Source organism: Mycolicibacterium parafortuitum, from assembly GCF_010725485.1.
In the GTDB taxonomy this organism is placed as follows: Bacteria; Actinomycetota; Actinomycetes; order Mycobacteriales; family Mycobacteriaceae; genus Mycobacterium.
In genome coordinates, this window is sequence record NZ_AP022598.1 from 3,480,943 (window position 1) to 3,503,513 (window position 22,571).

At 68.4% G+C, this 22,571-nt stretch carries 22 protein-coding genes; 8 read left to right on the top strand and 14 right to left on the bottom strand.

Features of this window, described 5'->3' with window-relative positions; all coding sequences use genetic code 11:
• Position 1: 1 nt before the first annotated feature.
• The 9 genes from NTM_RS16770 to NTM_RS16810 form a co-directional block, all read right to left on the bottom strand.
• Complete coding sequence (locus NTM_RS16770; RefSeq protein WP_232079735.1) at positions 2 to 943, bottom strand: ABC transporter permease; 942 nt, start codon at positions 941 to 943, stop codon at positions 2 to 4.
• Positions 940 to 2,574 (bottom strand): dipeptide ABC transporter ATP-binding protein, encoded by a 1,635-nt coding sequence (locus NTM_RS16775; protein WP_163766909.1) that lies wholly within the window; start codon positions 2,572 to 2,574, stop codon positions 940 to 942. The genes NTM_RS16770 and NTM_RS16775 overlap by 4 nt, the downstream gene beginning before the upstream one ends.
• Positions 2,575 to 2,668: 94 nt before the next feature.
• Positions 2,669 to 3,886 carry a GNAT family N-acetyltransferase gene (locus NTM_RS16780; protein ID WP_163766910.1) on the bottom strand — a complete coding sequence of 406 codons (1,218 nt, stop codon included), beginning with the start codon at positions 3,884 to 3,886 and terminating at the stop codon, positions 2,669 to 2,671.
• Complete coding sequence (locus NTM_RS16785; protein WP_163766911.1) at positions 3,883 to 4,983, bottom strand: LLM class flavin-dependent oxidoreductase; 1,101 nt, start codon at positions 4,981 to 4,983, stop codon at positions 3,883 to 3,885. The genes NTM_RS16780 and NTM_RS16785 overlap by 4 nt, the downstream gene beginning before the upstream one ends.
• A gap of 11 nt (positions 4,984 to 4,994) precedes the next feature.
• Positions 4,995 to 5,834 carry a MetQ/NlpA family ABC transporter substrate-binding protein gene (locus tag NTM_RS16790; RefSeq protein ID WP_163766912.1) on the bottom strand — a complete coding sequence of 280 codons (840 nt, stop codon included), beginning with the start codon at positions 5,832 to 5,834 and terminating at the stop codon, positions 4,995 to 4,997.
• Positions 5,835 to 5,853: 19 nt separating this feature from the next.
• On the bottom strand, positions 5,854 to 6,570 hold the full coding sequence (locus tag NTM_RS16795) for a methionine ABC transporter permease (protein WP_163766913.1): 717 nt from the start codon (positions 6,568 to 6,570) through the stop codon (positions 5,854 to 5,856).
• Positions 6,567 to 7,553: a methionine ABC transporter ATP-binding protein gene (locus NTM_RS16800; RefSeq protein WP_163766914.1), complete on the bottom strand. Its 987-nt coding sequence runs from the start codon at positions 7,551 to 7,553 to the stop codon at positions 6,567 to 6,569. Before NTM_RS16800 ends, NTM_RS16795 begins: the two co-directional genes overlap by 4 nt.
• Positions 7,554 to 7,660: 107 nt before the next feature.
• Positions 7,661 to 7,930 (bottom strand): ANTAR domain-containing protein, encoded by a 270-nt coding sequence (locus NTM_RS16805; protein ID WP_104863343.1) that lies wholly within the window; start codon positions 7,928 to 7,930, stop codon positions 7,661 to 7,663.
• A 75-nt stretch (positions 7,931 to 8,005) separates the two neighbouring features.
• On the bottom strand, positions 8,006 to 10,012 hold the full coding sequence (locus NTM_RS16810) for a glycoside hydrolase family 15 protein (RefSeq protein ID WP_163766915.1): 2,007 nt from the start codon (positions 10,010 to 10,012) through the stop codon (positions 8,006 to 8,008).
• An 87-nt stretch (positions 10,013 to 10,099) separates the two neighbouring features.
• On the opposite strand from NTM_RS16810, the gene NTM_RS16815 reads away from it, so the two are divergent.
• The 7 genes from NTM_RS16815 to NTM_RS16840 all read left to right on the top strand — a co-directional run bounded on the left by NTM_RS16815 (position 10,100) and on the right by NTM_RS16840 (position 15,505).
• Complete coding sequence (locus NTM_RS16815) at positions 10,100 to 10,354, top strand: hypothetical protein (protein ID WP_163766916.1); 255 nt, start codon at positions 10,100 to 10,102, stop codon at positions 10,352 to 10,354.
• Positions 10,355 to 10,467: 113 nt separating this feature from the next.
• Positions 10,468 to 10,560, top strand: a complete 93-nt coding sequence (locus tag NTM_RS29085; RefSeq protein WP_353961633.1) for an Ms4533A family Cys-rich leader peptide — start codon at positions 10,468 to 10,470, stop codon at positions 10,558 to 10,560.
• A gap of 119 nt (positions 10,561 to 10,679) precedes the next feature.
• Positions 10,680 to 11,705 carry a sulfate ABC transporter substrate-binding protein gene (locus NTM_RS16820; RefSeq protein ID WP_163766917.1) on the top strand — a complete coding sequence of 342 codons (1,026 nt, stop codon included), beginning with the start codon at positions 10,680 to 10,682 and terminating at the stop codon, positions 11,703 to 11,705.
• Complete coding sequence (gene cysT, locus NTM_RS16825; RefSeq protein WP_163766918.1) at positions 11,702 to 12,577, top strand: sulfate ABC transporter permease subunit CysT; 876 nt, start codon at positions 11,702 to 11,704, stop codon at positions 12,575 to 12,577. Before NTM_RS16820 ends, cysT begins: the two co-directional genes overlap by 4 nt.
• A complete protein-coding gene (cysW, locus tag NTM_RS16830; protein WP_104863339.1) occupies positions 12,574 to 13,392 on the top strand; it encodes a sulfate ABC transporter permease subunit CysW in 819 nt (272 codons plus the stop codon). The genes cysT and cysW overlap by 4 nt, the downstream gene beginning before the upstream one ends.
• 14 nt (positions 13,393 to 13,406) lie before the next feature.
• On the top strand, positions 13,407 to 14,435 hold the full coding sequence (locus tag NTM_RS16835; RefSeq protein WP_104863338.1) for a sulfate/molybdate ABC transporter ATP-binding protein: 1,029 nt from the start codon (positions 13,407 to 13,409) through the stop codon (positions 14,433 to 14,435).
• Between the two features lie 47 nt (positions 14,436 to 14,482).
• The gene (locus NTM_RS16840) at positions 14,483 to 15,505 is read left to right on the top strand and encodes a sulfate/molybdate ABC transporter ATP-binding protein (protein WP_163766919.1); all 1,023 of its coding nucleotides are present in this window, start codon (positions 14,483 to 14,485) and stop codon (positions 15,503 to 15,505) included.
• Here the strand turns inward: NTM_RS16840 and NTM_RS16845 are convergent, their stop codons facing one another.
• From NTM_RS16845 to NTM_RS16865, 5 genes are all read right to left on the bottom strand, one after another.
• A complete protein-coding gene (locus NTM_RS16845; protein WP_163766920.1) occupies positions 15,506 to 16,501 on the bottom strand; it encodes a hemolysin family protein in 996 nt (331 codons plus the stop codon).
• Complete coding sequence (locus tag NTM_RS16850; RefSeq protein ID WP_104863335.1) at positions 16,494 to 17,879, bottom strand: hemolysin family protein; 1,386 nt, start codon at positions 17,877 to 17,879, stop codon at positions 16,494 to 16,496. The genes NTM_RS16845 and NTM_RS16850 overlap by 8 nt, the downstream gene beginning before the upstream one ends.
• Before the next feature lie 99 nt (positions 17,880 to 17,978).
• A complete protein-coding gene (locus NTM_RS16855) occupies positions 17,979 to 18,683 on the bottom strand; it encodes a sirohydrochlorin chelatase (RefSeq protein WP_104863571.1) in 705 nt (234 codons plus the stop codon).
• A complete protein-coding gene (locus NTM_RS16860; protein ID WP_163766921.1) occupies positions 18,680 to 19,387 on the bottom strand; it encodes a phosphoadenylyl-sulfate reductase in 708 nt (235 codons plus the stop codon). Before NTM_RS16860 ends, NTM_RS16855 begins: the two co-directional genes overlap by 4 nt.
• 8 nt (positions 19,388 to 19,395) lie before the next feature.
• Positions 19,396 to 21,069, bottom strand: a complete 1,674-nt coding sequence (locus NTM_RS16865; protein WP_163766922.1) for a nitrite/sulfite reductase — start codon at positions 21,067 to 21,069, stop codon at positions 19,396 to 19,398.
• A 347-nt stretch (positions 21,070 to 21,416) separates the two neighbouring features.
• Here NTM_RS16865 and hemW point away from each other — a divergent pair, with 347 nt between their 5' ends.
• Positions 21,417 to 22,556 (top strand): radical SAM family heme chaperone HemW, encoded by a 1,140-nt coding sequence (gene hemW / locus NTM_RS16870; protein WP_163769519.1) that lies wholly within the window; start codon positions 21,417 to 21,419, stop codon positions 22,554 to 22,556.
• Positions 22,557 to 22,571 lie beyond the last annotated feature (15 nt).

The window sequence follows — 22,571 nt, forward strand, 5'->3', positions numbered from 1 at the left end:
CTCAACCGGCCGAACTGGGATCGAAGCGGCTGCGCAGCCGGGTGCTCAACACGTTGAATCCCAGCACCGTGACGAAAAGTCCGACGGCGGGGGCGATCAGCATCAGCGGCTGCACCTGGTAGAGCGCGGAGTCCTGCGCGTTGGCGATCATCGTGCCCCAGCTGGGGGTCGGCGCCTTGATCCCGACGCCCAGATACGACAGTGATGCCTCGGCGACGATGTTGGTGGGCAGCTGCACCGCCCAGTAGATGATCACGGTCGGGGCGACGTTCGGCAGGATCTCCGTGACGATGACGCGGGCATGCGAACTTCCGGCGCCGATCGCAGCGAGCACGAACGGTTTCGCCTTGATCTCGATGACCGAGTTCCGGACCAGGCGCGCGAAATAGGTCCACGAGAACAGCGCGATGATGCCGATCACCACGACGACCGGATCGACGAGGGTGGTGCCAGCGGTGCCGCGGTTCAGCGTCACCACACTCAGCGCGGTGACCAGGAACGGGAACGCCAGCGCGATGTTCGTCAGCTCGGAGAGCACCGCGTCGACCCGGCCACCGAAGTAGCCGCCGGCCAGTCCCACGACGACGCCGAGCAGCATCGCGATGGTGGTGGCGGGGATGCCGATGCCCAGCGAGATCCGGGCTCCGTACAAGGTGCGGATGAACACGTCGCGCCCGCTGCCGTCGGCCCCGAAGAGGAAGCCGTTGCCGCCGGTGATGGGCAGGCCCGCGTCGTCGAGCGTGTCGTCGGGGAACTGGTCGGTGGGACCATGGCCGACCAGCGCCGCGACCAGTGGAGCGCTGAGCGCGGCAAGAAGGACCAGGCCGACGAGCACTGCGCCGAACACCAGGCCGGGGTCGGCGTACCACGATCGCCACCGGGTGCGTGCGGGACCGGCGGAGAGCTCGCCGCCGCCGGGCGACGGAACCAGCAGCCGGCTCACGACACGCGCGCGTCGAGTCGGGGCACCGCGTCGATGAGTGCCCGGGTGTAGGACGACTGCGGGGCGGCGAACACCTCTGCGGTGTCGCCGATCTCCTCGACGCCGTCGGGGCCGAGCACGATCACGCGGTGGGCCACGGATGACACGACGCCCAGGTCGTGGGTGATGAACAGGAACGCGGTGTCCTCTTCGTCGGCGAGCCGGCGGATCAGGGCCAGGATCTCGCTCTGCGTGGTCACGTCGAGCGACGACAACGCCTCGTCGGCCACGATCAGCCGCGGTGCGAGGACCAGCGCGCGTGCGATCGCCACCCGCTGGCGCTGCCCGCCCGACAGCTCGGCCGGGTGTCGTTCCATCAACGCCCGGGGCAGCCGGGCGGCGTCAGCGGCACGCTCGACCTGCCCGGTGATGTACTCGCGGGGTTCACGTTGGGCGAGCAGGGGAGCCGCCAGTGACTCCGCGACGGTGCGACGCGGATTGAGGCTGGAATACGGATCTTGGAAGACGAGCTGCACCGTCCGTCGGGTCGCGGCGGGCAGCCGTGGAATCCCGTCGGACGCCGACGTCGGAAACGTCGTCCCGGCCAGGGTGATCTCGCCCGCGTCGGCGTACTGAAGCCCGGCGATGATGCGTCCGACGGTGGACTTTCCTGACCCAGATTCGCCTACCAGGCCTACGATTTCGCCGCGATGCAACGTGAAGTCGAGGTTCTCCACCACGGTCCGGCGCCGACGGTGCCGACCGCGCTCCCGGTAGGACTTCCGCAGGCCGCGCACCGTCAGCAACGGGTTGTCCTGCCTGTCCGGGGGCGTGCCGATCGACGGGGCCGCATCGATGCTGTGCACCAGCGACGCGTCCAGCAGTTCCCGGGTGTAGGGCTGCTGCGGGTCACCGTAGATCTGTTCGCGGGCAGCGGATTCGACGACACGGCCGTCCTTGACCACCACGACCGTGTCGGCGATCTCGTGGACGACGCCGAGGTCGTGGCTGACGAAGACGACCGCGGTGCGGTGCTCGGCTTGCAGCCGCGCCAGCAACCTCAGGATCCCGGCTTGCACGCTGACGTCGAGAGCGGTGGTCGGTTCGTCGGCGATGATCAGTGCGGGGTTGTGCGCGATGGCGATGGCGATCATGGCTCGCTGCCGCATACCACCGGAGAACTCGGCAGGGTAGCTGGCATAGGCTTTTTCGGGCCTGGCGATGCCCACCTCGTCGAGCAGGGCGACGGCCCGCGCGCGCCGGGCGCGACGGGTCCGGCTGCCGTGGATGCGGAGGACCTCGTCGATCTGGCTGCCGATGGTTTTGAACGGATGCAGGTTGCTCTGGGGATCCTGGAAGACGAACCCGATGTCCTTGCCCAGAATCTGGCGCAGCTCCCTGTCCGGCAGCGTCAGCAGGTCGCGGCCCGCGAAACGTACCGCGCCGGTGACGTCGGCGTTCGTCCCGAGCAGGCGGGTCGCGGCGAGCAGGGAAACGCTTTTCCCCGAACCTGATTCACCGACGATCGCCAGGGTCTGGCCCTCGTCGACCGCGAAGCTGAATGATTCGACGGCGCGCACCACCCGCCGGCCGGTGGCGCGATTTCCTGTGTGGAGGGTGACGGCCAGGTCGGAGACGTCAAACAGCGCCATCGTTCACCCATGTCATGATCGACACTGTCCGCGAACGACGCTGGTATGACACGAATTCCGATCAGCCGGAAGTTATGGCCGCGTCGACGATACGCTAGAAGTAGATCCCGGTGTGCGGTGCCTGGTCGGTGCGAAACAACCCGTCCGCCAGCGCAATCGCAGCAGGTCCGGTGGCCTTGGCCAGGCCTGCGAGTGCCAGCGTGCGCCATGACGTCGCGCCGAGCAAGGCGGCCGCGAGTCCGACCGGTCCGGTTTCGAGCGCCGCGGTGGCTGTACTCGGCCGAACTCCGTCGGCCGAGATCTCGAAGGTACCCGAGTTGTCCTGCAGCAGTGGGTCGCTGATGTGCAGCGTGATCGTCCCCGGGCCGGAATAGGTGCGTGCGTCCAGTGCCGCGGCGGCGTCGACCACGCGTAGCCACGTCTCGTCGCGGGTGCCGGTGACCCGTGCGGCGCGCCGATCGGTGAGCAGCCAGGGCAGCGGGTCGTCAAGGGGCAGCATCGTGAACACCAGCCGGTCGACCAGGTCGAGGTCAAGCAGGAACCGCAGCAACCCGGCGTAGGCCTCGGTGGTCGGGGCGAAGAGATCGTCGACCACGATGGTGCGTTGCTCGCTGACGAACCATCTGTCGGTGTCGACCGGGTGATACCGGACGAACCCCGTCTCGGCACCGGGGTCGCCATGCACCGCGACGTAGCGTGCCCCGGCGGTTCCCGCTGCGCGCAGCCGTTGGAGCTGCCACCACACCGCGGGCCGGGCGATGCTGCCGGGCCGGCTCGGGTGGTTCTCGGAGTAGATGCGCGGCAACACATCCCACGCCTGGCTGGGATCGACGAGCCGCACCCGGCTGCCGCCCTCGACGCCGGCGCGTAACACTGCGCGCCGCCTGTCGACCTCCACGGTGCTCGACGTGCTGGCCACTCCGTATCCGAAACGCTCGTAGATGGTCGCTTCCGAGGCCCGCAGCGTGGCGACCACCTCGCCACGGGCCCTGATGTCGTGCAGCTGGCCCGCGAGCAGTGCGGTGGCGATACCGCGCCGTGTGTGCGACGGCAGCACGCCGACGTGGGTGACCGCCGCGTGGGGAACACGTCGGCCACCGGGCAGGGTAAGGCTGCTGCCGACCGCTTCGGTGGTGCCCACCAGCTCATCGCCGTCGAAGGCGCCCAGTACGCGTCCCGGCTCGGAGAGCTTGGCGATCTGCCCCGGTTCCAATCCGGTCAACGGCGCGAACCCGACCATCGCCGCGCGGAAGACGTTCGACGCCGTGAGGAGTTCGTCGTCGGTCCCGAGGGCACGGATCCGGTGCGTCACCACAGCCCGCGTGCCCGCAGCACCGCCCCGGCGCCCTCGGCGAACCAGAAGGCCTCCTCGATGTGAGGCTGCCCGGACAGGATGAAGTGGTCGATCCCGAGCGCGTGGTATTCCGCGATGCGGTCGGCCACCTCGGTGTGGCTGCCCACCAGAGCGGTACCCGCCCCGCCACGCACCAGACCGTATCCGGCCCACAGGTTGGGCGAGATCTCCAGATCGGAGGTGCGGCCGTCGTGCAGCGCGGTCATCCGGCGCTGGCCGACTGACTCCGACCGCGCGAACACCTCCTGCGCCGCGCGGATCCGGTCGTCGGAGATTCTCGACAGCAACCGTTCGGCGTGCGCCCATGCCTCGGCGGAGGTGTCACGGCTGATCACGTGCAGCCGGATCCCGAACTGCAGCGTGCGGCCGTGCGCAGCAGCCCGGGCCCGTAACCGGTCCAACCGTTCCGCGATCTGCGCCGGTGTCTCACCCCACGCGAGGTAGGTGTCGACGTGCTCGGCGGCCACCTCCTCGGCGGCTCCCGACGCACCCCCGAAGAAGATCTGGGGCGGATCCCAGTCGCCGAAATCGATGCGGGCGCCGTCGATCTGGTAGTGGTCGCCGGAGAAGTCGAAGGTCGTGCCGTGCGGCGCGGAGCTGACGCCACGCAGTACCGACAGGAATTCCCCTGTGCGGCGGTACCGTTCGTCGTGGTCGAGGTGGTCGCCGAAGCGCGCCTGCTCTACCGGGTCGCCGCCGGTGACGATGTTGAGCAGCAGCCGCCCGCCGGACACCCGCTGAAACGTGGCCGCCTGATGTGCGGCCAGGGTGGGTGAGATGAAACCGGGCCGGAACGCGACCAGGAACTTCAGCCGTGAGGTGACCTGGCTGAGCGCCGCGGTGGTGATCCACGCGTCCTCGCACCACGTCCCGGTCGGGGTCAGCACCGCTTCGAATCCGAGAAGCTCGGCGGTGCGCGCGATCTCGCCGAGGTAGGCGATCGTCGGCGGTCGGATCCCGCCCGCCGACGGCCCGAGGTGGGAATCGTCGCCGGAGCCGACGATCTCGCGGCTGTCCCCGTTTGTCGGCAGGTACCAGTGCAGGTGAATACTCATCGCCGGTGTCCTCAGAACGCCGGGTAGACGTCGCCGCCGGGCCAGCGCTGCTCGATGAACTCCTTGGTCTGCGGGCTGTGCAGCAGCTCGTCGAGCTTGACGATGCTCGGATCGTCCTTGTTGTCCTCGCGGCTGGCCAGGAAGTTGGCGTACGGATTGTTGTCCGTGGACTCGACGATCAGTGCGTCCTTGAGCGTGTACCCGGCCTCGAGGAAGTAATTGCCGTTCAGGATCGCGAGGTCCACGTCGGGAACGGCCTTGGCCTGCAGATCCGGTGCCGCTTCGATGAACCGGAAGTTCTTCGGGTTGCCGACGGTCTTGACGTTGACCGGTCCCTCGGCAGGGAGCGTCACCAGACCCTTGGTCTGCAGCAGCGCCAGGGCCCTGGCCTGGTTGCTGCCGTCGTCGGTGATGCTGATGCGCGCTCCGTCGGGCAACTGCTCGACGGAGGTGAACGTGTCCGAGAACGCTGCATACGGCTCGATGTGCACACCCGGGAACGCATGCAGCTGGTAGCCGAAATCGGCGACCTGCTCGTCGAAGTATGGCTTGTGCTGGAAGTAGTTGGCGTCGATGTCGTTCTCGGCCAGCCACCGGTTTCCGAGTGAGTAGTCGTCGAAGACGCGGATGTCGAAGTCGAGGCCGGCGTCCTTGGCGGGGCCGTTCTTGATGAACTCGAGGATCTCGGCGTGCGGCACCTGGGTGGCCGCGACGGTGATGTGGTCTTTCTTGCCTTCACCACCGAGCCACAGGAAGGCGGCGACCGCGACCACCACCACGACGACGGCGGCCAGCGCCAGATACAGCGGTGTCCGTCGCGTGGGTGGTCCGGCCGGGGGAGTCGTGGTCATCAGGGTGTGTCCTTTCCTGTCAGGTTGCGACAGTTGGTGTTTCGTCGGTGCGTGACCGATGGTCGGTGCGGCGGGCGAAGAAATCGCCGACCACTTGGAAGGTCTGGGCGAGAAGGATCAACAACAGCACGGTCGACCACAGCACCGGCCCGTCGTAGGACCGCGCACCGTAGCGAATCGCGAGGTCTCCGAGGCCGCCGCCGCCGATCACACCCGCCAGCGCCGAGAATCCCAGCAGCGCGATGATGGTGATGGTGAGTCCGGCGATGATGCCGCTGATCGACTCGGGCAGAAGTGTTTTCGTGATGATCTGCCACCGGGTGGCGCCGACGACGCGCGCCGCGTCGATCTTGCCCGCATCGACCTCGCGCAGGGACGCCTCGACCAGCCGCGCGAAGAACGGGATCGTGCCGATGGTCAGCGGCACCATCGCCGCGACGGTGCCGAGGCTGGATCCGACCAGCAGCCGGCCCAGCGGCCACAGCGCGATCACCAGTACCAGAAACGGCAGTGAACGCGTCACGTTGACGACGACGCCGAGGGTGCTGTTGAGCCAGCGCACCGGAGACAGCCCGCCCGGGGACGTGGCGTAGAGGAGCACGCCCAGCGGTATTCCGAACAGCACGACGAACACGAACGGGACGAACACGAGCTGCAGCGTTTCGTTCAGTGCGACGGGGACGGCGTCGGTCTTGAGCAGGATCGAGTCGTCGATCCATTCGGCGAAGGCACTCACGCGGGCACCTCGGCGACGGTGAAGCCGAGCCGGTGCCGTTCGAACCACCGCGCGTACTCGGTGACGCGCTCGGGGGCGGAGCGGTCTGTTGCGGACAGCACGAGCTGGAACTGCGACACCGTCTGCTGGCCGAGGCGAAGCACCTCGCCGTCGATGATCCGCACGTCTGTGTCGAGTTCGCGTGCCAGTGTGCTGATGAACGACGCCGACGCGTCGGCGCCGGCGACCACATTGACTATCAGTTCGCCGTCGGCGGGGTGCGGGGCAGCGCCCAGCGGCGGCAGCAGCCCGGACCCGGGATCGGCGGCCACGTCGGCGAGCGGACCCTGTACGACCACCCGGCCCTCGTCGAGAACCGCGACGCGGTCGGCGATCTGACGCACGATCGCCAGGTCGTGGGTGATGAGCAGGATGGTCACGTCGAGTTCGTCGCGCAGGTCGGTGAGCAGGGTCAGGATCTCTTGTGTGGTCGCCGGATCCAGCGCGCTGGTGGGTTCGTCGGCGAGGATCACGCTCGGTCGCGCTGCGAGCGCCCGCGCGATCCCGATCCGTTGCCGCTGACCACCGGACAGCTGGGCCGGATAGCTCTCGCCGCGGGTGCCCAGTCCGACCAGCTCCAGCAGTTCCTGGGCGCGGTGCCAGCGCGCCGTCCGGTCCCAACCCGCGATCTCCAGCGGGAACTCGATGTTCGCCCGGGCGGTGCGGTTGTCGAGCAGGTTCGCCGATTGGAAGACGTTGCCGAGGCGGCGGCGCGCGGTCCGCAGTTCCCGCTCCGGTAACGCCGTCAGGTCCTGTCCGTCGAGGACCACCCGGCCTCGCGTCGGCCGTTCCAGCAGAGCGATGTTACGGACCAGCGTGCTCTTGCCCGACCCGCTGCTGCCGACGACCCCGAGGATCGCGCCCTGTTCGACGGAGATGGATACGCCGTCGAGCGCGCGGGTGCTGCCGTAGACCTTCGTCAGGTCTTCGGTGTAGATGGACATATTTTCCTCGCTGTCGAGAGCCTGTGCCGCGACGGGCCTAGACATTCAGACCGAGAAACGCTGCGGTGCACAGAGTTCTGGTCAGCGAGGTTCAAAGTTGCCGTTCGTCAGCCTGCGCCGGCGAACGACTGCGCCCTGCTGCCCCTGATCAGCGCACCCCAGGCGTTGAACGCCTCCGCGTGATCGGCGGTCGCCGCGCCGCTGGCGACCGCGACCAGCCCGGACGCGATCGCGCCGAGACCGAGGCCGGTCTGGTGGACGACACGCACCAGCTCCTCGAACGCCTGGGTGCGCGAGCATCCCCGCAGTCCGATGAGGATGCCCACGGCGTTGTCGATGACTTGACGAGATGTCTCGTCTGCTCCGGTGAGACTCATCTCACCGATGCTGCGCCGCAGCGGCGGCCTCGGCGAGCATTCTGCGCGGGCAGACGCGAATCTCCCGCGCGGCCGTCACACCGGGGCGTTGGCGGGCTGGAACACCCCGGAGCTGTCGGCCTCCTCCTCGGCGCGGATCACGTGGACCACGGCGTTGATCAGCGCCAGATGGGTGAACGCCTGCGGGAAGTTGCCCAGGTGCCTGCCGGTGCGCGGCTCGATTTCCTCGGCGTAGAGGTGCAGCGGGCTCGCGAACGACAGCAGCCGTTCGCACAGATGCCGGGCCCGGTCGATCTCGCCGATCTCGACGAGCGCCGACACCAGCCAGAACGAGCAGATCGTGAAGGTGCCCTCCTCGCCGGACAGGCCGTCGTCGGTCTCCTCGGTCCGGTAGCGCAACACCAGACCCTCCTCGGTGAGCTCCTCGGCGATCGCGAGCACCGTGGCCCGGATCCTCGGATCGTCGGGCGGCAGGAACCGGGTCAGCACCGCCAGCAGCAGCGACGCATCCAGCGCCGGATCCCCGTAGCGCTGGGTCAGCACCCCGCGCTTGTCCACGCCGTGTTCGAGGATGTCGGCCTTGATCTCCTCGGCGATCTCGCGCCACTGCTGGGCGTAGGACTTCTCGCCCTCCAGGTCGGCGAGCTTGGCGCCACGGTCGAGGGCCACCCAGCACATGATCTTGCTGGACGTGAAGTGCTGGGGCTCGCCGCGGACCTCCCAGATCCCGCGGTCGGGTTCGCGCCAGTGTTTGATCGCTTCCTCGACCTGCTCGCGCAGGACCGGCCACAGCGTCTCGGGGATCTGCTCGCGGGATTTGGTGTGCAGATAGACCGAATCGAGCATGGTGCCCCAGATGTCGTGCTGCATCTGGTTGTAGGCGCCATTGCCGATGCGCACCGGCCGGGCGTTGTCGTAGCCCGACAGGTGGTTGAGTTCCTCCTCGACCAGGCTGCGCTCACCGCCGACGCCGTACATCACCTGCAGCGGGTGCCGCTCACCGTTGTTCGCGCCGGACACGTCGGCGATGAACGCGAAGAAGTCGTCGGCCTCGCGGTCCAGCCCGAGTGTGTAGAGCCCCCACAGCGCGAACGTCGAGTCCCGGACCCACGCGTACCGGTAGTCCCAGTTGCGTTCGCCCTGAGGTGTTTCCGGCAGCGACGTGGTCGGCGCGGCCAGCAGCGCGCCGGTCGGGGAATAGGTCAGCCCCTTCAATGTCAGCGCGCTGCGCTGCAGATACGCCCGCCACGGATGGTCGGGGAAGTCGCCGACGTTGATCCACTGCCGCCAGCATTCGCTGGTCTTCCACATCTTGTCGGCGGCCTCGTCGAAGTTCTGCGGCGCCGGATGCTTGGACCAGCTCAGCGCGACGAAGACGTTGTCGCCCTCTTTCAGGCGCGTCCGGGCCCTGGCCTCCCGGCCCTCCAGGCCGATGCGCAGGTTGGTGGTCAGCCGCAGCGTCGGGTGTGAGTCGGGGTTCTTGGTGGCCCGCGCGATCGCCTCGCCGTAGGCATGCGCCGAGTACTCCCAGTGCGCGCTGGTGCGGTGGTAGTCGAACGACGGCTCGCAGCTCATCACCAGCTCGACGGTGCCGCTGACGCACCGCACGGTGCGCAGCAGGATGTGCTCGGCGTCCCAGTCCATCGGGGTCCGGCGATGGGTGCGCGACCGGGTCTCCAGGTCGTGCCAGGGCCCCATCACCAGCGCGTCCCGCACGATGAGCCAGCCGGTGTGGGTCTGCCACGTCGTCTCGAGGATGAGGCTTCCGGGCAGGTAGCGCCGCGCGGCCGGAACGGACACGCCGTAGGGGCCGAGCCGGAAGTGGCCGGCGCCGCGGTCCAGGATCGCGCCGAACACGCTCGGGGAATCCGGCCGCGGCACGCACAGCCATTCCACTGATCCGGCCGACGAGATCAGGCATTGGGTCTCGCAGTCGGACAGGAACGCGTAGTCGGCGATCGGCGGGAAAGGATTGCGCAGCGGGCCGTGGCTGTAGTTCATCGTCGGCGACGGGAGTGTCAGGGCCGACGACTCACCGTTGGACGACAGGGCCTCGGACGCATCGGACTGCGGCAAAACCATTCGCACATCATCGACTGTCCGGCGCCCCGGCGTCTACCGGAACAAACCCGGTGTCTGGACCGCGGTGCGGGCGCATAGTCTGGCCGGGTGGACGGCTTCCTCAACTGGTGGGATGGAGTGGAGCTGTGGCTGTCCGGTCTGCCGTTCGTCGCGCAGACGGTGGTGGTGATGCCCGTGGTGCTGACCCTGGCCTACGTCACCGCAGTCGTTCTCGACGCGCTGCTGGGCACCGGGATCAAAGGGCTGCGGGTTGTGCGCCGGGCCCGGCGCACCCACGAGGGCATGGTGAGAGACGGCACCGTGAGAGATGGTGTGAGTGATACCGAAAGGGGCGATCGATGACGGGGATGCCGCGCTCGCGGGTGACGCTGGCGCTGGTCGCGTTGATCGTCCTGGTCATCGTGATGTGGCTGCTGACGAGATGACAGTTCACAGCTTCTGTTATTCTTCGCGCCATGCAACCGGCGTCCGGCAACAAGAGCGGTCACATCGTGGCCCTCATTGCCGTGGGTTTTGCTGCCGTTGCTGATGTCTGTTGTTGTCGCTGACACCCTGCCCGTTCGTGGCTCGGGGTCGGCGATGGCTGGGGCGTATCTGCCCTCGGTACTGAGCCTGCCTTTCCGCAAACGGGTCCCGCTTGAATCCCGATAACCCGGAAAGGTCACCCATGCGAAACCCGCTGAAATCCACGAGGCGCTGGCGCACAGCGGCCGCGCTCGCCACCACCGCGACCGTGCTGGCCGCCTGCGGCGGCGGCGCGAGCGACGTGGCAGGTGGTGAGGGCGGAAGCAGTAACGCCGAGACCACGCTGACGCTGGTCGCGTTCGCGGTGCCGGAGCCGGGCTGGTCGAAGGTCGCGCCGGCGTTCGCCGGGACCGAGGAGGGCAAGGGGATCGAGGTCACCGCGTCCTACGGCGCCTCCGGTGACCAGTCCCGCAGCGTCGAGTCCGGTAAGCCGGCCGACATCGTGAACTTCTCCGTCGAGCCCGACATCACCCGCTTGGTCAAGGCGGGCAAGGTCGACGAGAACTGGAACGCCGGCCCCAACAAGGGCATCGCGTTCGGCTCGGTCGTGAGCTTCGCGGTCCGCCCCGGCAACCCGAAGAACATCCGCACCTGGGACGACCTGCTGCAGCCCGGCATCGAGGTGATCACCCCGAGCCCGCTGAGCTCCGGCGCCGCCAAGTGGAACCTGCTGGCGCCCTACGCCTACGCGAGCAACGGCGGCCAGGACCCCGAGGCGGGCATCGAGTTCGTCAACAAGCTCGTCACCGAGCACGTGAAGCTGCGTCCCGGCTCGGGCCGGGAGGCCACCGACGTGTTTCGCCAGGGCAGCGGCGACGTGCTGCTGGCCTACGAGAACGAGGCGCTGAACTTCAACCTGGAGCATGTGAACCCGCCCCAGACATTCAAGATCGAGAACCCGACGGCGGTGGTCAACACCAGCGCGCACCGCGACAAGGCGCAGGCGTTCGTCGACTTCCAGTTCACCCCCGAGGGCCAGAAGCTGTGGGCCGAGGCCAACTTCCGCCCGGTCGACCCGGCCGTGCTGGCCGAATACGCCGACAAGTTCCCCGCCCCGGAGAAGCTGTGGACGATCGCTGACCTCGGCGGCTGGCAGAACGTCGACACCCAGCTGTTCGACAAGGACAACGGCACCATCACCAAGATCTACAAGCAGGCCACTGGATGACCTCTTCTGTCGTCGACCCGAATCCTGACGCGCGCCGCCCGGAGCCGACACCGGCTCCGGGCGGCGGCCCGGGATTCCGCCGGCCCGGCGGCGCCTCCCTGCAGGTGGGCGTCGCGGTGGTGTGGTTGTCCATCATCGTGCTGCTGCCACTGGCCGCGATCATGTGGATCGCCGCCAAGGGCGGGTGGGACTCCTTCGTCACGACGGTGACCTCACCGTCGGCGATCGCGTCCTTCAAGGTCACGCTGACCATCTCGATCGCCGTGACCCTGGTGAACGTGGTGTTCGGGCTGCTCATCGCGTGGGTGCTGGTGCGCGACGACTTCTGGGGAAAGCGGATCGTCGACGCGCTCATCGACCTTCCGTTCGCGCTGCCCACCATCGTGGCCAGCCTGGTGCTGCTCGCGCTGTACGGCCCGCGCAGCCCGGTCGGGATCCACATCCAGCACACCGCGTGGGGTGTCGGGCTGGCGCTGGCGTTCGTGACACTGCCGTTCGTGGTCCGCGCGGTGCAACCGGTGCTGCTGGAACTCGACCGAGAGGTCGAGGAGGCCGCCGCGTCACTGGGCGCCAACAACGCCACCATCTTCTTCTCGGTGATCCTGCCCGCGCTGGCCCCGGCGCTGCTGTCGGGTGCCGGTCTGGCGTTCTCCCGGGCGATCGGTGAGTTCGGGTCGATCGTGCTGATCGGCGGCGCGATCCCCGGCAAGACCGAGGTGTCGTCGCAGTGGATCCGCACGCTCATCGAGAACGACGACCCGGCCGGTGCCGCGGCGATCTCGATCGTGCTGCTGGCGATCTCGTTCGCGGTGCTGTTCGTGTTGCGCTACCTCGGCGCCAAGGCCGCCAAGCGGGACGAGGCGGCGCGATGACCCTGTCGCTGCCGACGAAGCTGATCCTGCGCGTCATCGCGCTGTGCTACGTCACCGCGCTGCTGATCGTGCCGCTCGGCGCGATCCTGTGGCAGACGTTCGCGCCCGGCTTGGGCGCGTTCTGGGCCTCCATCACCACACCGGCCGCGCAGTCCGCGCTGTCGTTGTCGCTGCTGGTGGTGGCCATCGTGGTGCCGCTCAACGTGGTGTTCGGCGTGTCGACGGCGCTGGTGCTGGCGCGCCGCAAGTTCCGCGGCAAGAACTTGCTGCAGGCCGCGATCGACCTGCCGTTCGCGGTGTCGCCCGTCGTGGTCGGCGTCGCACTGATCGCGTTGTGGGGCACCGCGGGGCTGTTCGGGTTCGTCCAGAACGACCTCGGCGTGAAGATCATCTTCGGCTTTCCCGGCATCGTGCTGGCGAGCATCTTCGTGACGCTGCCGTTCGTGATCCGCGAGGTCGAACCGGTGCTGCACGAACTCGGCACCGACCAGGAGGAGGCCTCGGCGACGCTCGGCGCCAACGCGTGGCAGACGTTCTGGCGCGTGACGTTGCCGTCCATCCGCTGGGGGCTGACCTACGGTGTGGTGCTGACCGTGGCCCGCACCCTCGGCGAGTTCGGCGCCGTGCTGGTGGTCTCGTCGAACCTGCCCGGCCAGTCGCAGACGCTGACCCTGCTGGTGCACGATCGCTACACCCGCGGCGACGACTACGGCGCCTACACCATCTCGACGGTGCTGATGGCGGTCGCGGTGACGGTGCTCATCGCGCAGATCGTGTTCGACGCCCAACGCAAACGCACCAAAGCCGAAGACTGAGCAGGGAGAGCCTCATGTCTGCCACCGACGCCATCGCGATCGAGGTCAAAGGCGCGAACAAGCGCTACGGCGAGTTCGCCGCACTCGACAACGTCGACTTCGTGGTCCCGAAGGGCTCACTGACCTCATTGCTCGGGCCGAGCGGCTCCGGTAAGTCGACGCTGCTGCGCGCGATAGCCGGCCTCGATCAGCCGGACTCCGGCACGATCGTGATCAACGGCCGCGACGTGACCCACGAGCCGCCGCAGCGGCGGGGGATCGGGTTCGTGTTCCAGCACTACGCGGCGTTCAAACACCTGACCGTGCGCGACAACGTCGCGTTCGGGCTCAAGATCCGCAAGAAGTCCAAGACCGAGATCAAGACCAAGGTCGACGACCTCCTCGAGATCGTCGGCCTCGGCGGGTTCCGGGACCGGTACCCGTCGCAGCTGTCAGGCGGTCAGCGCCAGCGCATGGCGCTGGCGCGGGCGCTGGCGATCGACCCCGAGGTGCTGCTGCTCGACGAGCCGTTCGGGGCGCTCGACGCCAAGGTGCGCGAGGACCTGCGGCTGTGGCTGCGGCGGCTGCACCACGAGGTGCACGTCACGACCGTGCTGGTGACCCATGACCAGGCCGAGGCGCTCGACGTGTCCGACCGGATCGCGGTGCTCAACAAGGGCCGCATCGAGCAGGTCGGATCCCCGACCCAGGTGTACGACCAGCCGGAGACCGAATTCGTGCTCGGCTTCCTCGGCGCGGTGTCCGCGCTCGACGGCGCGCTGGTGCGCCCGCACGACATCCGGGTCGGCCGCAGCCCCGAGATGACCCTGGCACCGGACGGGTCCGGGGTCGGCACCGCGGTGGTCGAGGCGACGATCGACCGGGTGGTGAAGCTGGGCTTCGAGGTGCGCGTCGAGCTGACCGACGCCGGTACCGGGGCGCCGTTCACCGCCCAGATCACCCGCGGTGACAGTGAGGCGCTCGGGCTCAAGGCGGGCGACACCGTGTACGTGCGGGCGACCCGGGTCCCACCGATCGCGCAGCGCGCCGGGGTCTCGGTCTGATCACCAACTACGCTGGTCGACCATCAGGACGAGGGGACAAGCACGCAATGACTGATGCGATCGTCGTGCGCGGCGCCAACAAGCGCTTCGGTGATTTCGCGGCGCTGGACGACGTCGACTTCACGGTGCCGAAAGGCTCCCTGACGTCGTTGCTCGGGCCCAGCGGTTCGGGTAAGTCGACGCTGCTGCGCGCGATCGCGGGCCTGGATAATCCGGATTCGGGCACCGTCGTGATCAACGGGCGCGATGTCACCGACATCCCGCCGCAGCGGCGGGGGATCGGCTTCGTGTTCCAGCACTACGCGGCGTTCAAGCACCTGACGGTGCGCGACAACGTCGCGTTCGGGCTCAAGATCCGTAAGAAGTCCAAGACCGAGATCAAGGACAAGGTCGACAATCTGCTGGAAGTCGTTGGGCTGTCCGGCTTTCAGAACCGCTACCCGAACCAACTCTCGGGCGGCCAGCGGCAGCGCATGGCGCTCGCGCGGGCACTGGCCGTCGACCCCGAGGTGCTGCTGCTCGACGAGCCGTTCGGTGCGCTCGACGCGAAAGTCCGCGAGGACCTGCGGGCCTGGCTGCGCCGCCTGCACGACGAGGTGCACGTCACCACGGTGCTGGTGACCCATGATCAGTCCGAGGCGCTCGACATCTCCGACCGGATCGCCGTGCTGAACAAGGGCCGTATCGAACAGGTCGGCTCGCCCAGCGAGGTGTACGACGCCCCGGCGAACGCGTTCGTGATGTCGTTTCTCGGCGCCGTGTCGTCGCTGAACGGAGTCCTGGTGCGTCCGCACGACATTCGCGTCGGCCGCAACCCCGACATGGCGATCGCGACCACCGACGACTCGATCCAGGCCACCGGTGTGACCCGCGCGGTGATCGAACGCGTCGTGATGCTCGGGTTCGAGGTGCGGATCGAACTGATCAACGCCGCGACACATACCCCGTTCACCGCGCAGATCACGCGCGGTGACGCCGAGGCGCTCGGTCTCAAGGAAGGTGACACCGTCTACGTGCGCGCGACCCGCGTGCCCGAGCTTCCGGTCGACGGGGCGGTCGTCGTCCCCTAGTCAGGCCGCGGTCGGCAACAGCCGGTGCAGCAGGTCGGTCAGCGTGAGCAGTCCGCGTCCGGATGGACCCTCGACGACCACCAGATGGTTGCGCGTCTCCCGCATCGTCCGCAGCGCCTCGTAGACGGGCAGGCTTTCCGGCATGGTCAGGACGGGGCGCATCAGTTCTCGCGCCGTTCCGACGCCGACGAGACTGTCCCGCACGTGAACCACGCCGACGATGGCGCCGCCGTCGTGCACGAGCAATCGCAGATGTCCGGTCTGGCAGGAAGTTTCGCGGATCTGGTCGGCGGTGGCGTCAGCGGGGACGTCGCTGTGCTCGGCGTCGCGCCGGACCACCTCGCCGACGGTCAGCGCTTCGAGTTTCAGCGCGCCGGCCAGGTTCGCGTGATACTGCGCATCCAGGGTGCCGGCCGCCGCCGAATGCTCGACCAGTTGCCGCAGCGCCTCGGGATCCTGACTGTCGGCGAGTTCGTCGACCGGTGTCACACCGACCCGGCGCAGACACCAGTTGGCCCCATGATTGAGCGCGCGCAACAGCGGACGGGTCACGAACATGAAGCCCCGCATCGGCAATGCCAGCAGGGTGGCCGACCGTTCCGGGTGGGCGATCGCCCACGACTTCGGCGCCATCTCGCCGATCACCAGGTGCAGGAACGTCACGATCAGCAGAGCGAGGACGAATCCGCCGGTGTCGGCCACCCAGGACGGTGCGCCGAGGTCGCCGATCAGGGGTGTGATGGCGTGGTGCACAGCCGGTTTGGTGATGGCGCCGAGCAGCAAGGTGCACACGGTGATACCGAGCTGGGCGCCCGCGAGCAGCAGTGACAGCTCGCCGGCACTGCGCAGTGCCGCGCGGGCGGCCGCGCTCGTCGCGGCCGCATCCTCGAGCCGGTTGCGCCGTGCGGCGATCAGCGCGAACTCCACCGCGACGAAGAACGCGCTCAACCCGATCAGCGCGGCGGTGATCGCGGCGATGACCCAAGGACTACTCATCGCCGGCCTCGCTGTCTGTGCGTGCGGAGACGTCTGTGCGTACGGTGACGAATACCGTTGCGGGGACCCGGCGCTCGATCGACCGAACCTCGACAGTCAGTCGTCTCGTCGGCGGCGTGCCGTCGTAGATCAGGTCGGCAGGGTCACCGGGCAGGTCCACGACGATCTCGTCGCCCACGGCGGGCAGCCCGACGGCGTGGGCGATCACCATGCCGGCGACGGTCTCGTAGTCACCGGGCGGCAGTGTCAGATCGAGGATGCGCTCCGCCTCGTCGAGGGGAAGGTCGCCGGCGAGTAACCAGCCGTCGCCATCGGCGACGGCGTCGGCTTCGGTGTCGGCGTCATGTTCGTCGTCGATCTCGCCGACGAGTTCTTCGGCGAGATCCTCGAGAGTCACGATGCCCGCGAAGCCGCCGTATTCGTCGATCACGATCGCCATCTCATCGTCGCCGCGTTCCAGTTCCCGAACCACGTTCGGCAGCGGCAACGTCTCGGGCACGACCACCGCGGGCCGGCAGCGGTCACCGGCGCGGTCGGTGGGCCGCACCTCGCCGAGCAGGTCGTGCAAATGGATGATGCCGACCACGTCGTCCGGATTCGATCCCGTCACCGGGTAGCGGGTGTGGCCGGTCGCCATCCGAGCCAGGACGGCGTCCACCGACTCGTCGGCCGGGATCGCGTCGACCCGGGAGCGCGGGATCATCGCGTGTTCGGCGGTGCTGGTGGGGAAGTCGAGGATCCTGTCGAGCAGCGCGGACAATTCGCGCGGAATCTCGCCTGTGGCCCGGGACGCCGCGACGATGTGCTCGAGGTCGCGTGGGGTGGCCGAGTGTTCGACGTCGTGCACCGGCTCGATGCGTAGCGCGCGCAGCAGCAGATTCGACGACTGATCGAACAACCAGATGAGCCAGCCGAACAGCTTGAGGTACAGGGTGGTGGACATCGCGAGCCGGCGCGCCAACGGTTCGGGACGCGCGATGGCGAGGTTCTTCGGAAACAGCTCGCCGAACAGCATCTGCACCACGGTCGACACCCCGATGGCGACGAGGCCGCCGATGCCCACGGCGACGGCGGTCGGAATGCCCGTCCCGCCGAGCACGGTTTCGAAACCGCGACCGATCAGCGGTTCGGCGACGTATCCGACCAAAAGTCCGGTGACGGTGATGCCGAGCTGAGCGCCCGAGAGCATGAAGGAGGTTCGCCGGGTGACGGTCAGGGCGCGTCCGGCCGCCGCGTCACCGCTTTCGGCGCGTGCCTTCAGACGGGACCGGTCCACGGCCATGTAGGCGAATTCCTGCGCGACGAAATAGCCGGTCAGGGCGGTGATGAGCAGTACGACGAAAAACCCGACGAGGATCCCGAGAACGGCGGTCAGCATGCGACCGCCCTGGGTCTATGAGGTTGCATCAAGTCCTTGCTCGAAGAGGGATAGCGTCCCCCAATATACCGATTCCGTGGCGGTGCCGGCCGCGGCGGATCAGGCCGCGGCGCGCAGCGCCAGCGCTGCGTCGTAACGGTCGAGCACCGTCTCGGCCACCTGGCGGTGCGCGCCGAGCGGCGAGGACATCGGAATGCCTTGTGTAACGGCGAATTCCGCGACACGGTCGGTGATCCTGCCGTGTGCGAGGAACCACGGCGCGATGACCAGGCGGGTGGCCCCGCGAGCCCGCAGTTCGGCGGCAGCGTCGGCCAGCGAGGGCTGCGGACCGGTCGCGAACGCGGTCGTCGCCGCCCACCGGGTGGTCAGGGTGAGTTCGCGCGCGACGGTCGCGGTGCGGGCGTTCGCCTGTGGCCGCGACGATCCGACCGCTGTCACCAGCACCCCGACCCGGGGATCGAGCCGGGACACCCCGGCATGCTCCAGCCGCTGCCGTAAGACGTGGATCAGCCGCTCGTCTTCGCCGAGCACAGCCGCGGTGCGGACATCGGCGCCGGACTCGGCGATCATCGCCGGGATGTCGACCCGCGCGTGGTAGGCGTCGGCCAGCAGCAGCGGCACCACCACGCCACGTTCGTGCCCGAGCGTGGCCAGCACATCTCGCAGATTCGGAGAGTTCTGCTCGCAGAACGCGATCCGCGCATCAAGGCCGGGCCGCAGCCGGCGGATGCACTCGACGATCGAGCGTGCGGTCGCGGCCGACCGCGGGTCGGCGCTGCCGTGCGCGGTCAGGACAAGTGTCACGAGGCGTGCAGCCCGCATTCCGTCTTGGACTGGCCCGCCCAGCGGCCGCTGCGCGGATCGGCGCCCTCGACCGGCTTGTTGGTGCACGGCGCGCATCCGATCGACGGATAACCCTCGTCCACAAGGGGATTGACGAGGATGCCGTTGGCATCGATGTAGTTCTGCATGTCCTCGTCGGTCCACGCCGCCAGCGGGTTGATCTTCACCAGCCCGAAAGCCTTGTCCCAGCTGATCAGCGGCGCATTGGCGCGCGTCGGCGCCTCGACCCGGCGGATGCCCGTCACCCAGGCGGAATAGCCGCTGAGCGCCTTCGTGAGCGGCTCCACCTTGCGCAGCCGGCAGCACTCGTTGGCGTTGCGTTCGAACAGGTTCTTGCCCAGCAGCGCGTCCTGCTCGGCGACGGTCCGCTCGGGGCGCACGTTGACGACGTTGACGTCGTAGACCGCCTCGACCGCGTCGCGGGTACCGATCGTCTCGACGAAGTGGTAGCCGGTGTCGAGGAACAGCACGTCCACACCGGGGCGCACCTTCGCGGCCAGATCCACCAGCACGGCGTCCTGCATGTTCGACGCGACGATGTACGTGTTGCCGAAGTTCTCGTCGGTCCAGCGCAGCAGTTCCTGCGCCGTCGCGTTCGGCCCGAGTTCGGCCGCACCGCGCTCGGCCAGCGCCTGCAGATCGGTCTCGTTCATCGTGTCGGTCATGTGCTTACCTACCTCAAGTCCGCTTCGTCGGCTCGAAGAGCCCACGTAGCGAAACGCTCGCCCTGCTCTCGTTGTTTCACGAAGTTGCGGACAACCCGCTCGATGTAGTCACCGAGCTCGGTGGCGACCACCTTGTGCTGACGCAACTTGCGGCCGAAACCGCTGTCCAGGCCCAGGCTGCCGCCCAGGTGTACCTGGAAGCCCTCTTCGGGACCGTTACCGTCGTCGACCATCTGGCCCTTGAAGCCGATGTCGGCGACCTGGATGCGGGCGCACGAGTTCGGGCAGCCGTTGATGTTGATCGTGATCGGCACGTCGAGCTGGGCGTTGATGTCCTCCAGCCGGCGCTCGAGCTCGGGCACCAGCACCTGGGAGCGGCTGCGGGTCTCGGCGAAGCTGAGCTTGCAGAACTCGATGCCGGTGCACGCCATCAGGTTGCGCCGCCAGTGCGACGGGCTCGACGGAAGTCCCAGCGCATCCAGGCCGGCGCGAAGCTCGTCCAGCTTCTCGTCGGGGACGTCGAGGATGATCAGTTTCTGGTACGGGGTGAACCGGATCCGGTCGCTGCCCGCGGCCTCGGCCAGGTCGGCGACCTTGGTCAGGATCGTGCCCGACACGCGGCCGGCGATCGGGGAGACACCGACGGCGTTGAGACCGTTCTTGAGCTTCTGCACGCCGACGTGGTCGATCGGGCGGGTCACCGGATCCGGCGCCGGACCGTCGATCAACGGGCGCTTCAGGTACTCGGTCTCCAGAACCTCGCGGAACTTCTGGACGCCCCAATCCTTGATCAGGAACTTCAGCCGGGCCTTGGACCGCAGCCGGCGGTAGCCGTAGTCGCGGAAGACGCTGACCACGCCCTCCCACACGTCGGGGACCTCGTCGAGCGGCACCCAGGCACCGACCCGCTGGCCCAGCATCGGGTTGGTCGACAGGCCGCCGCCGACCCACAGGTCGAAGCCGGGACCGTGCTCAGGATGGTTCACCCCGATGAACGCGACGTCATTGACCTCGTGCACGACGTCCTGCAGGCCCGAGATCGCGGTCTTGAACTTGCGCGGCAGGTTGGAGTACTCCTTCTTGCCGATGTAGCGCTTGACGATCTCGTTGACCGCGGGCGTGCCGTCGATCACCTCGTCGAGCGATTCACCGGCCAGCGGAGAGCCGAGCACCACGCGGGGGCAGTCGCCGCACGCTTCGGTGGTCTGCAGGCCGACCTCGTCGAGGCGGCGCCAGATCTCGGGCATGTCCTTGACGTCGATCCAGTGGTACTGGACGTTCTGCCGGTCGGAGATGTCGGCGGTGTCGCGGGCGAACTCGGTCGAGATCTGGCCCAACGTGCGCAGCGCGGCGGCGGTCAGCGCACCGCCGTCGCTGCGGACCCGCAGCATGAAGTACTCGTCTTCGAGCATGTCGGTGTTGTCGTCACCGGTCCAGGTGCCGTCATATCCCGGCTTGCGCTGCGTGTAGAGGCCCCACCAGCGGAACCGACCGCGCAGATCGCCCTTGTCGATGCTGTCGAAGCCGTTCTTGGCGTAGATGTTCTCGATGCGCTCCCGCACATTGAGCGGGTTGTCGTCCTTCTTGGACTGCTCGTTCGGGTTGAGGGGTTCGCGGTAGCCGAGCGCCCACTGGCCTTCGCCGCGGGGACGCTTGGCGGGCTTGTTCTGTGCTGTGGTCATGAGGCGGGCTCCTAATCGGAACCGGCGTTCAGATCGCGCTTCGTACCGGAGGGCTGTCCGGCGGCGCAGATCCGGCGGCCAGCAGGGTTTATCGGGGCTGGGTCAGGTCTGGCGTCAGCGAAGACAGCAACAGGTGCAAACGCGCTTGAAGTCGACATGAAGACGCGCCACCAGCGAGACCCGGCGAGGGAAGCTGTGGGCTGCAATCACGCGGCCATTGTGCCACGGGAACCTGCGTGCACCCTAACCGGCCGTTATTTGCGCGCACCGTGAGCAAAACCGCGCTCTGGGACACTGGGCATGTGTCACCGCAACCGGATGTCGCGCAGCGACCTCAGCTGCCCCCGATGACGGCCCGGCCGGGCCGTGCGTTCGGCATCTACATCCACGTGCCGTTCTGCGCGGTGCGCTGCGGATACTGCGACTTCAACACCTACACCCCGGCCGAACTCGGCGGAGCCAACCCCGATGGCTGGCTCGCGGCGGTGCGCACCGAGCTGCGGCTGGCCGCTGCCCACCTCGGCGCCGCCCCGCCGGTGCAGACCGTGTTCGTCGGCGGCGGCACGCCGTCGCTGCTGGGTGCCGACCGCCTCGCCGAGGTGCTCACCGCGATCCGCGACAACTTCACCCTGGCGCCCGGTGCGGAGATCACCACCGAATCGAACCCGGAGTCCACCTCGGCACCCTTCTTCGCGGCGCTGCGCAGCGCCGGCTACACCCGTATCTCGCTGGGCATGCAGTCGACCGCGCCGCACGTGCTTGCCGCACTCGACCGGGTGCATTCCCCGGGGCGGGCGCTGCAGGCCGCCCGGGAGGCCCGCGCGGAAGGCTTCGAACACGTCAACCTGGATCTGATCTACGGCACGCCGGGGGAGTCCGACGACGACCTGCTGCGCTCGGCCGACGCCGCGATCGACGCCGATGTCGACCACATCTCCGGCTACGCGTTGATCGTCGAGGACGGCACGGCACTGGCCCGGCGCGTGCGGCGCGGCGACATTCCCGCGCCCGACGACGACGTGCACGCGCGCCGCTACGAACTGCTCGACCGGCGCCTGGCCGCCGCCGGGTTCGACTGGTACGAGGTGTCGAACTGGAGCCGGCCCGGCGGGGAGTGCCTGCACAACATCGGCTACTGGAACGGTGGTCAGTGGTGGGGGGCGGGGCCGGGTGCGCACGGCTTCGCGGGCTCCACCCGATGGTGGAATGTCAAGCACCCCAACGCTTATGCCGCGGCGCTGGAATCCGGTGCGCTCCCGGTCGCCGACTTCGAGGAGATCGACACCGACACCGCCCACGTCGAGGACGTGATGCTCGCGGTGCGGTTGCGCACCGGGCTGGCCGCCTCGGCGCTGACCGAACAGGAGCATCAGCGCGCGCGGGCCGCGGTCGCCGACGGCCTGCTGCACGACGCGGCGGGCCGGTTCGTGCTCACCGACCGTGGCCGGCTGCTCGCCGACGCGGTGGTGCGGGATCTGCTGAGCTGATCGGAGCAGCGCTTC

Bases quoted from the DNA above. Each gene is read 5' to 3' on its own strand.
- NTM_RS16775 (WP_163766909.1), bottom strand. From the start codon at position 2,574: ATGGCGCTGTTTGACGTCTCCGACCTGGCCGTCACCCTCCACACAGGA.
- NTM_RS16785 (WP_163766911.1), bottom strand. From the start codon at position 4,983: ATGAGTATTCACCTGCACTGGTACCTGCCGACAAACGGGGACAGCCGC.
- NTM_RS16790 (WP_163766912.1), bottom strand. From the start codon at position 5,834: ATGACCACGACTCCCCCGGCCGGACCACCCACGCGACGGACACCGCTG.
- NTM_RS16800 (WP_163766914.1), bottom strand. From the start codon at position 7,553: ATGTCCATCTACACCGAAGACCTGACGAAGGTCTACGGCAGCACCCGC.
- NTM_RS16805 (WP_104863343.1), bottom strand. From the start codon at position 7,930: ATGAGTCTCACCGGAGCAGACGAGACATCTCGTCAAGTCATCGACAAC.
- NTM_RS16810 (WP_163766915.1), bottom strand. From the start codon at position 10,012: ATGGTTTTGCCGCAGTCCGATGCGTCCGAGGCCCTGTCGTCCAACGGT.
- NTM_RS29085 (WP_353961633.1), top strand. From the start codon at position 10,468: ATGCAACCGGCGTCCGGCAACAAGAGCGGTCACATCGTGGCCCTCATT.
- NTM_RS16820 (WP_163766917.1), top strand. From the start codon at position 10,680: ATGCGAAACCCGCTGAAATCCACGAGGCGCTGGCGCACAGCGGCCGCG.
- cysT (WP_163766918.1), top strand. From the start codon at position 11,702: ATGACCTCTTCTGTCGTCGACCCGAATCCTGACGCGCGCCGCCCGGAG.
- cysW (WP_104863339.1), top strand. From the start codon at position 12,574: ATGACCCTGTCGCTGCCGACGAAGCTGATCCTGCGCGTCATCGCGCTG.
- NTM_RS16835 (WP_104863338.1), top strand. From the start codon at position 13,407: ATGTCTGCCACCGACGCCATCGCGATCGAGGTCAAAGGCGCGAACAAG.
- NTM_RS16840 (WP_163766919.1), top strand. From the start codon at position 14,483: ATGACTGATGCGATCGTCGTGCGCGGCGCCAACAAGCGCTTCGGTGAT.
- NTM_RS16845 (WP_163766920.1), bottom strand. From the start codon at position 16,501: ATGAGTAGTCCTTGGGTCATCGCCGCGATCACCGCCGCGCTGATCGGG.
- NTM_RS16850 (WP_104863335.1), bottom strand. From the start codon at position 17,879: ATGCTGACCGCCGTTCTCGGGATCCTCGTCGGGTTTTTCGTCGTACTG.
- NTM_RS16860 (WP_163766921.1), bottom strand. From the start codon at position 19,387: ATGACCGACACGATGAACGAGACCGATCTGCAGGCGCTGGCCGAGCGC.
- NTM_RS16865 (WP_163766922.1), bottom strand. From the start codon at position 21,069: ATGACCACAGCACAGAACAAGCCCGCCAAGCGTCCCCGCGGCGAAGGC.
- hemW (WP_163769519.1), top strand. From the start codon at position 21,417: ATGACGGCCCGGCCGGGCCGTGCGTTCGGCATCTACATCCACGTGCCG.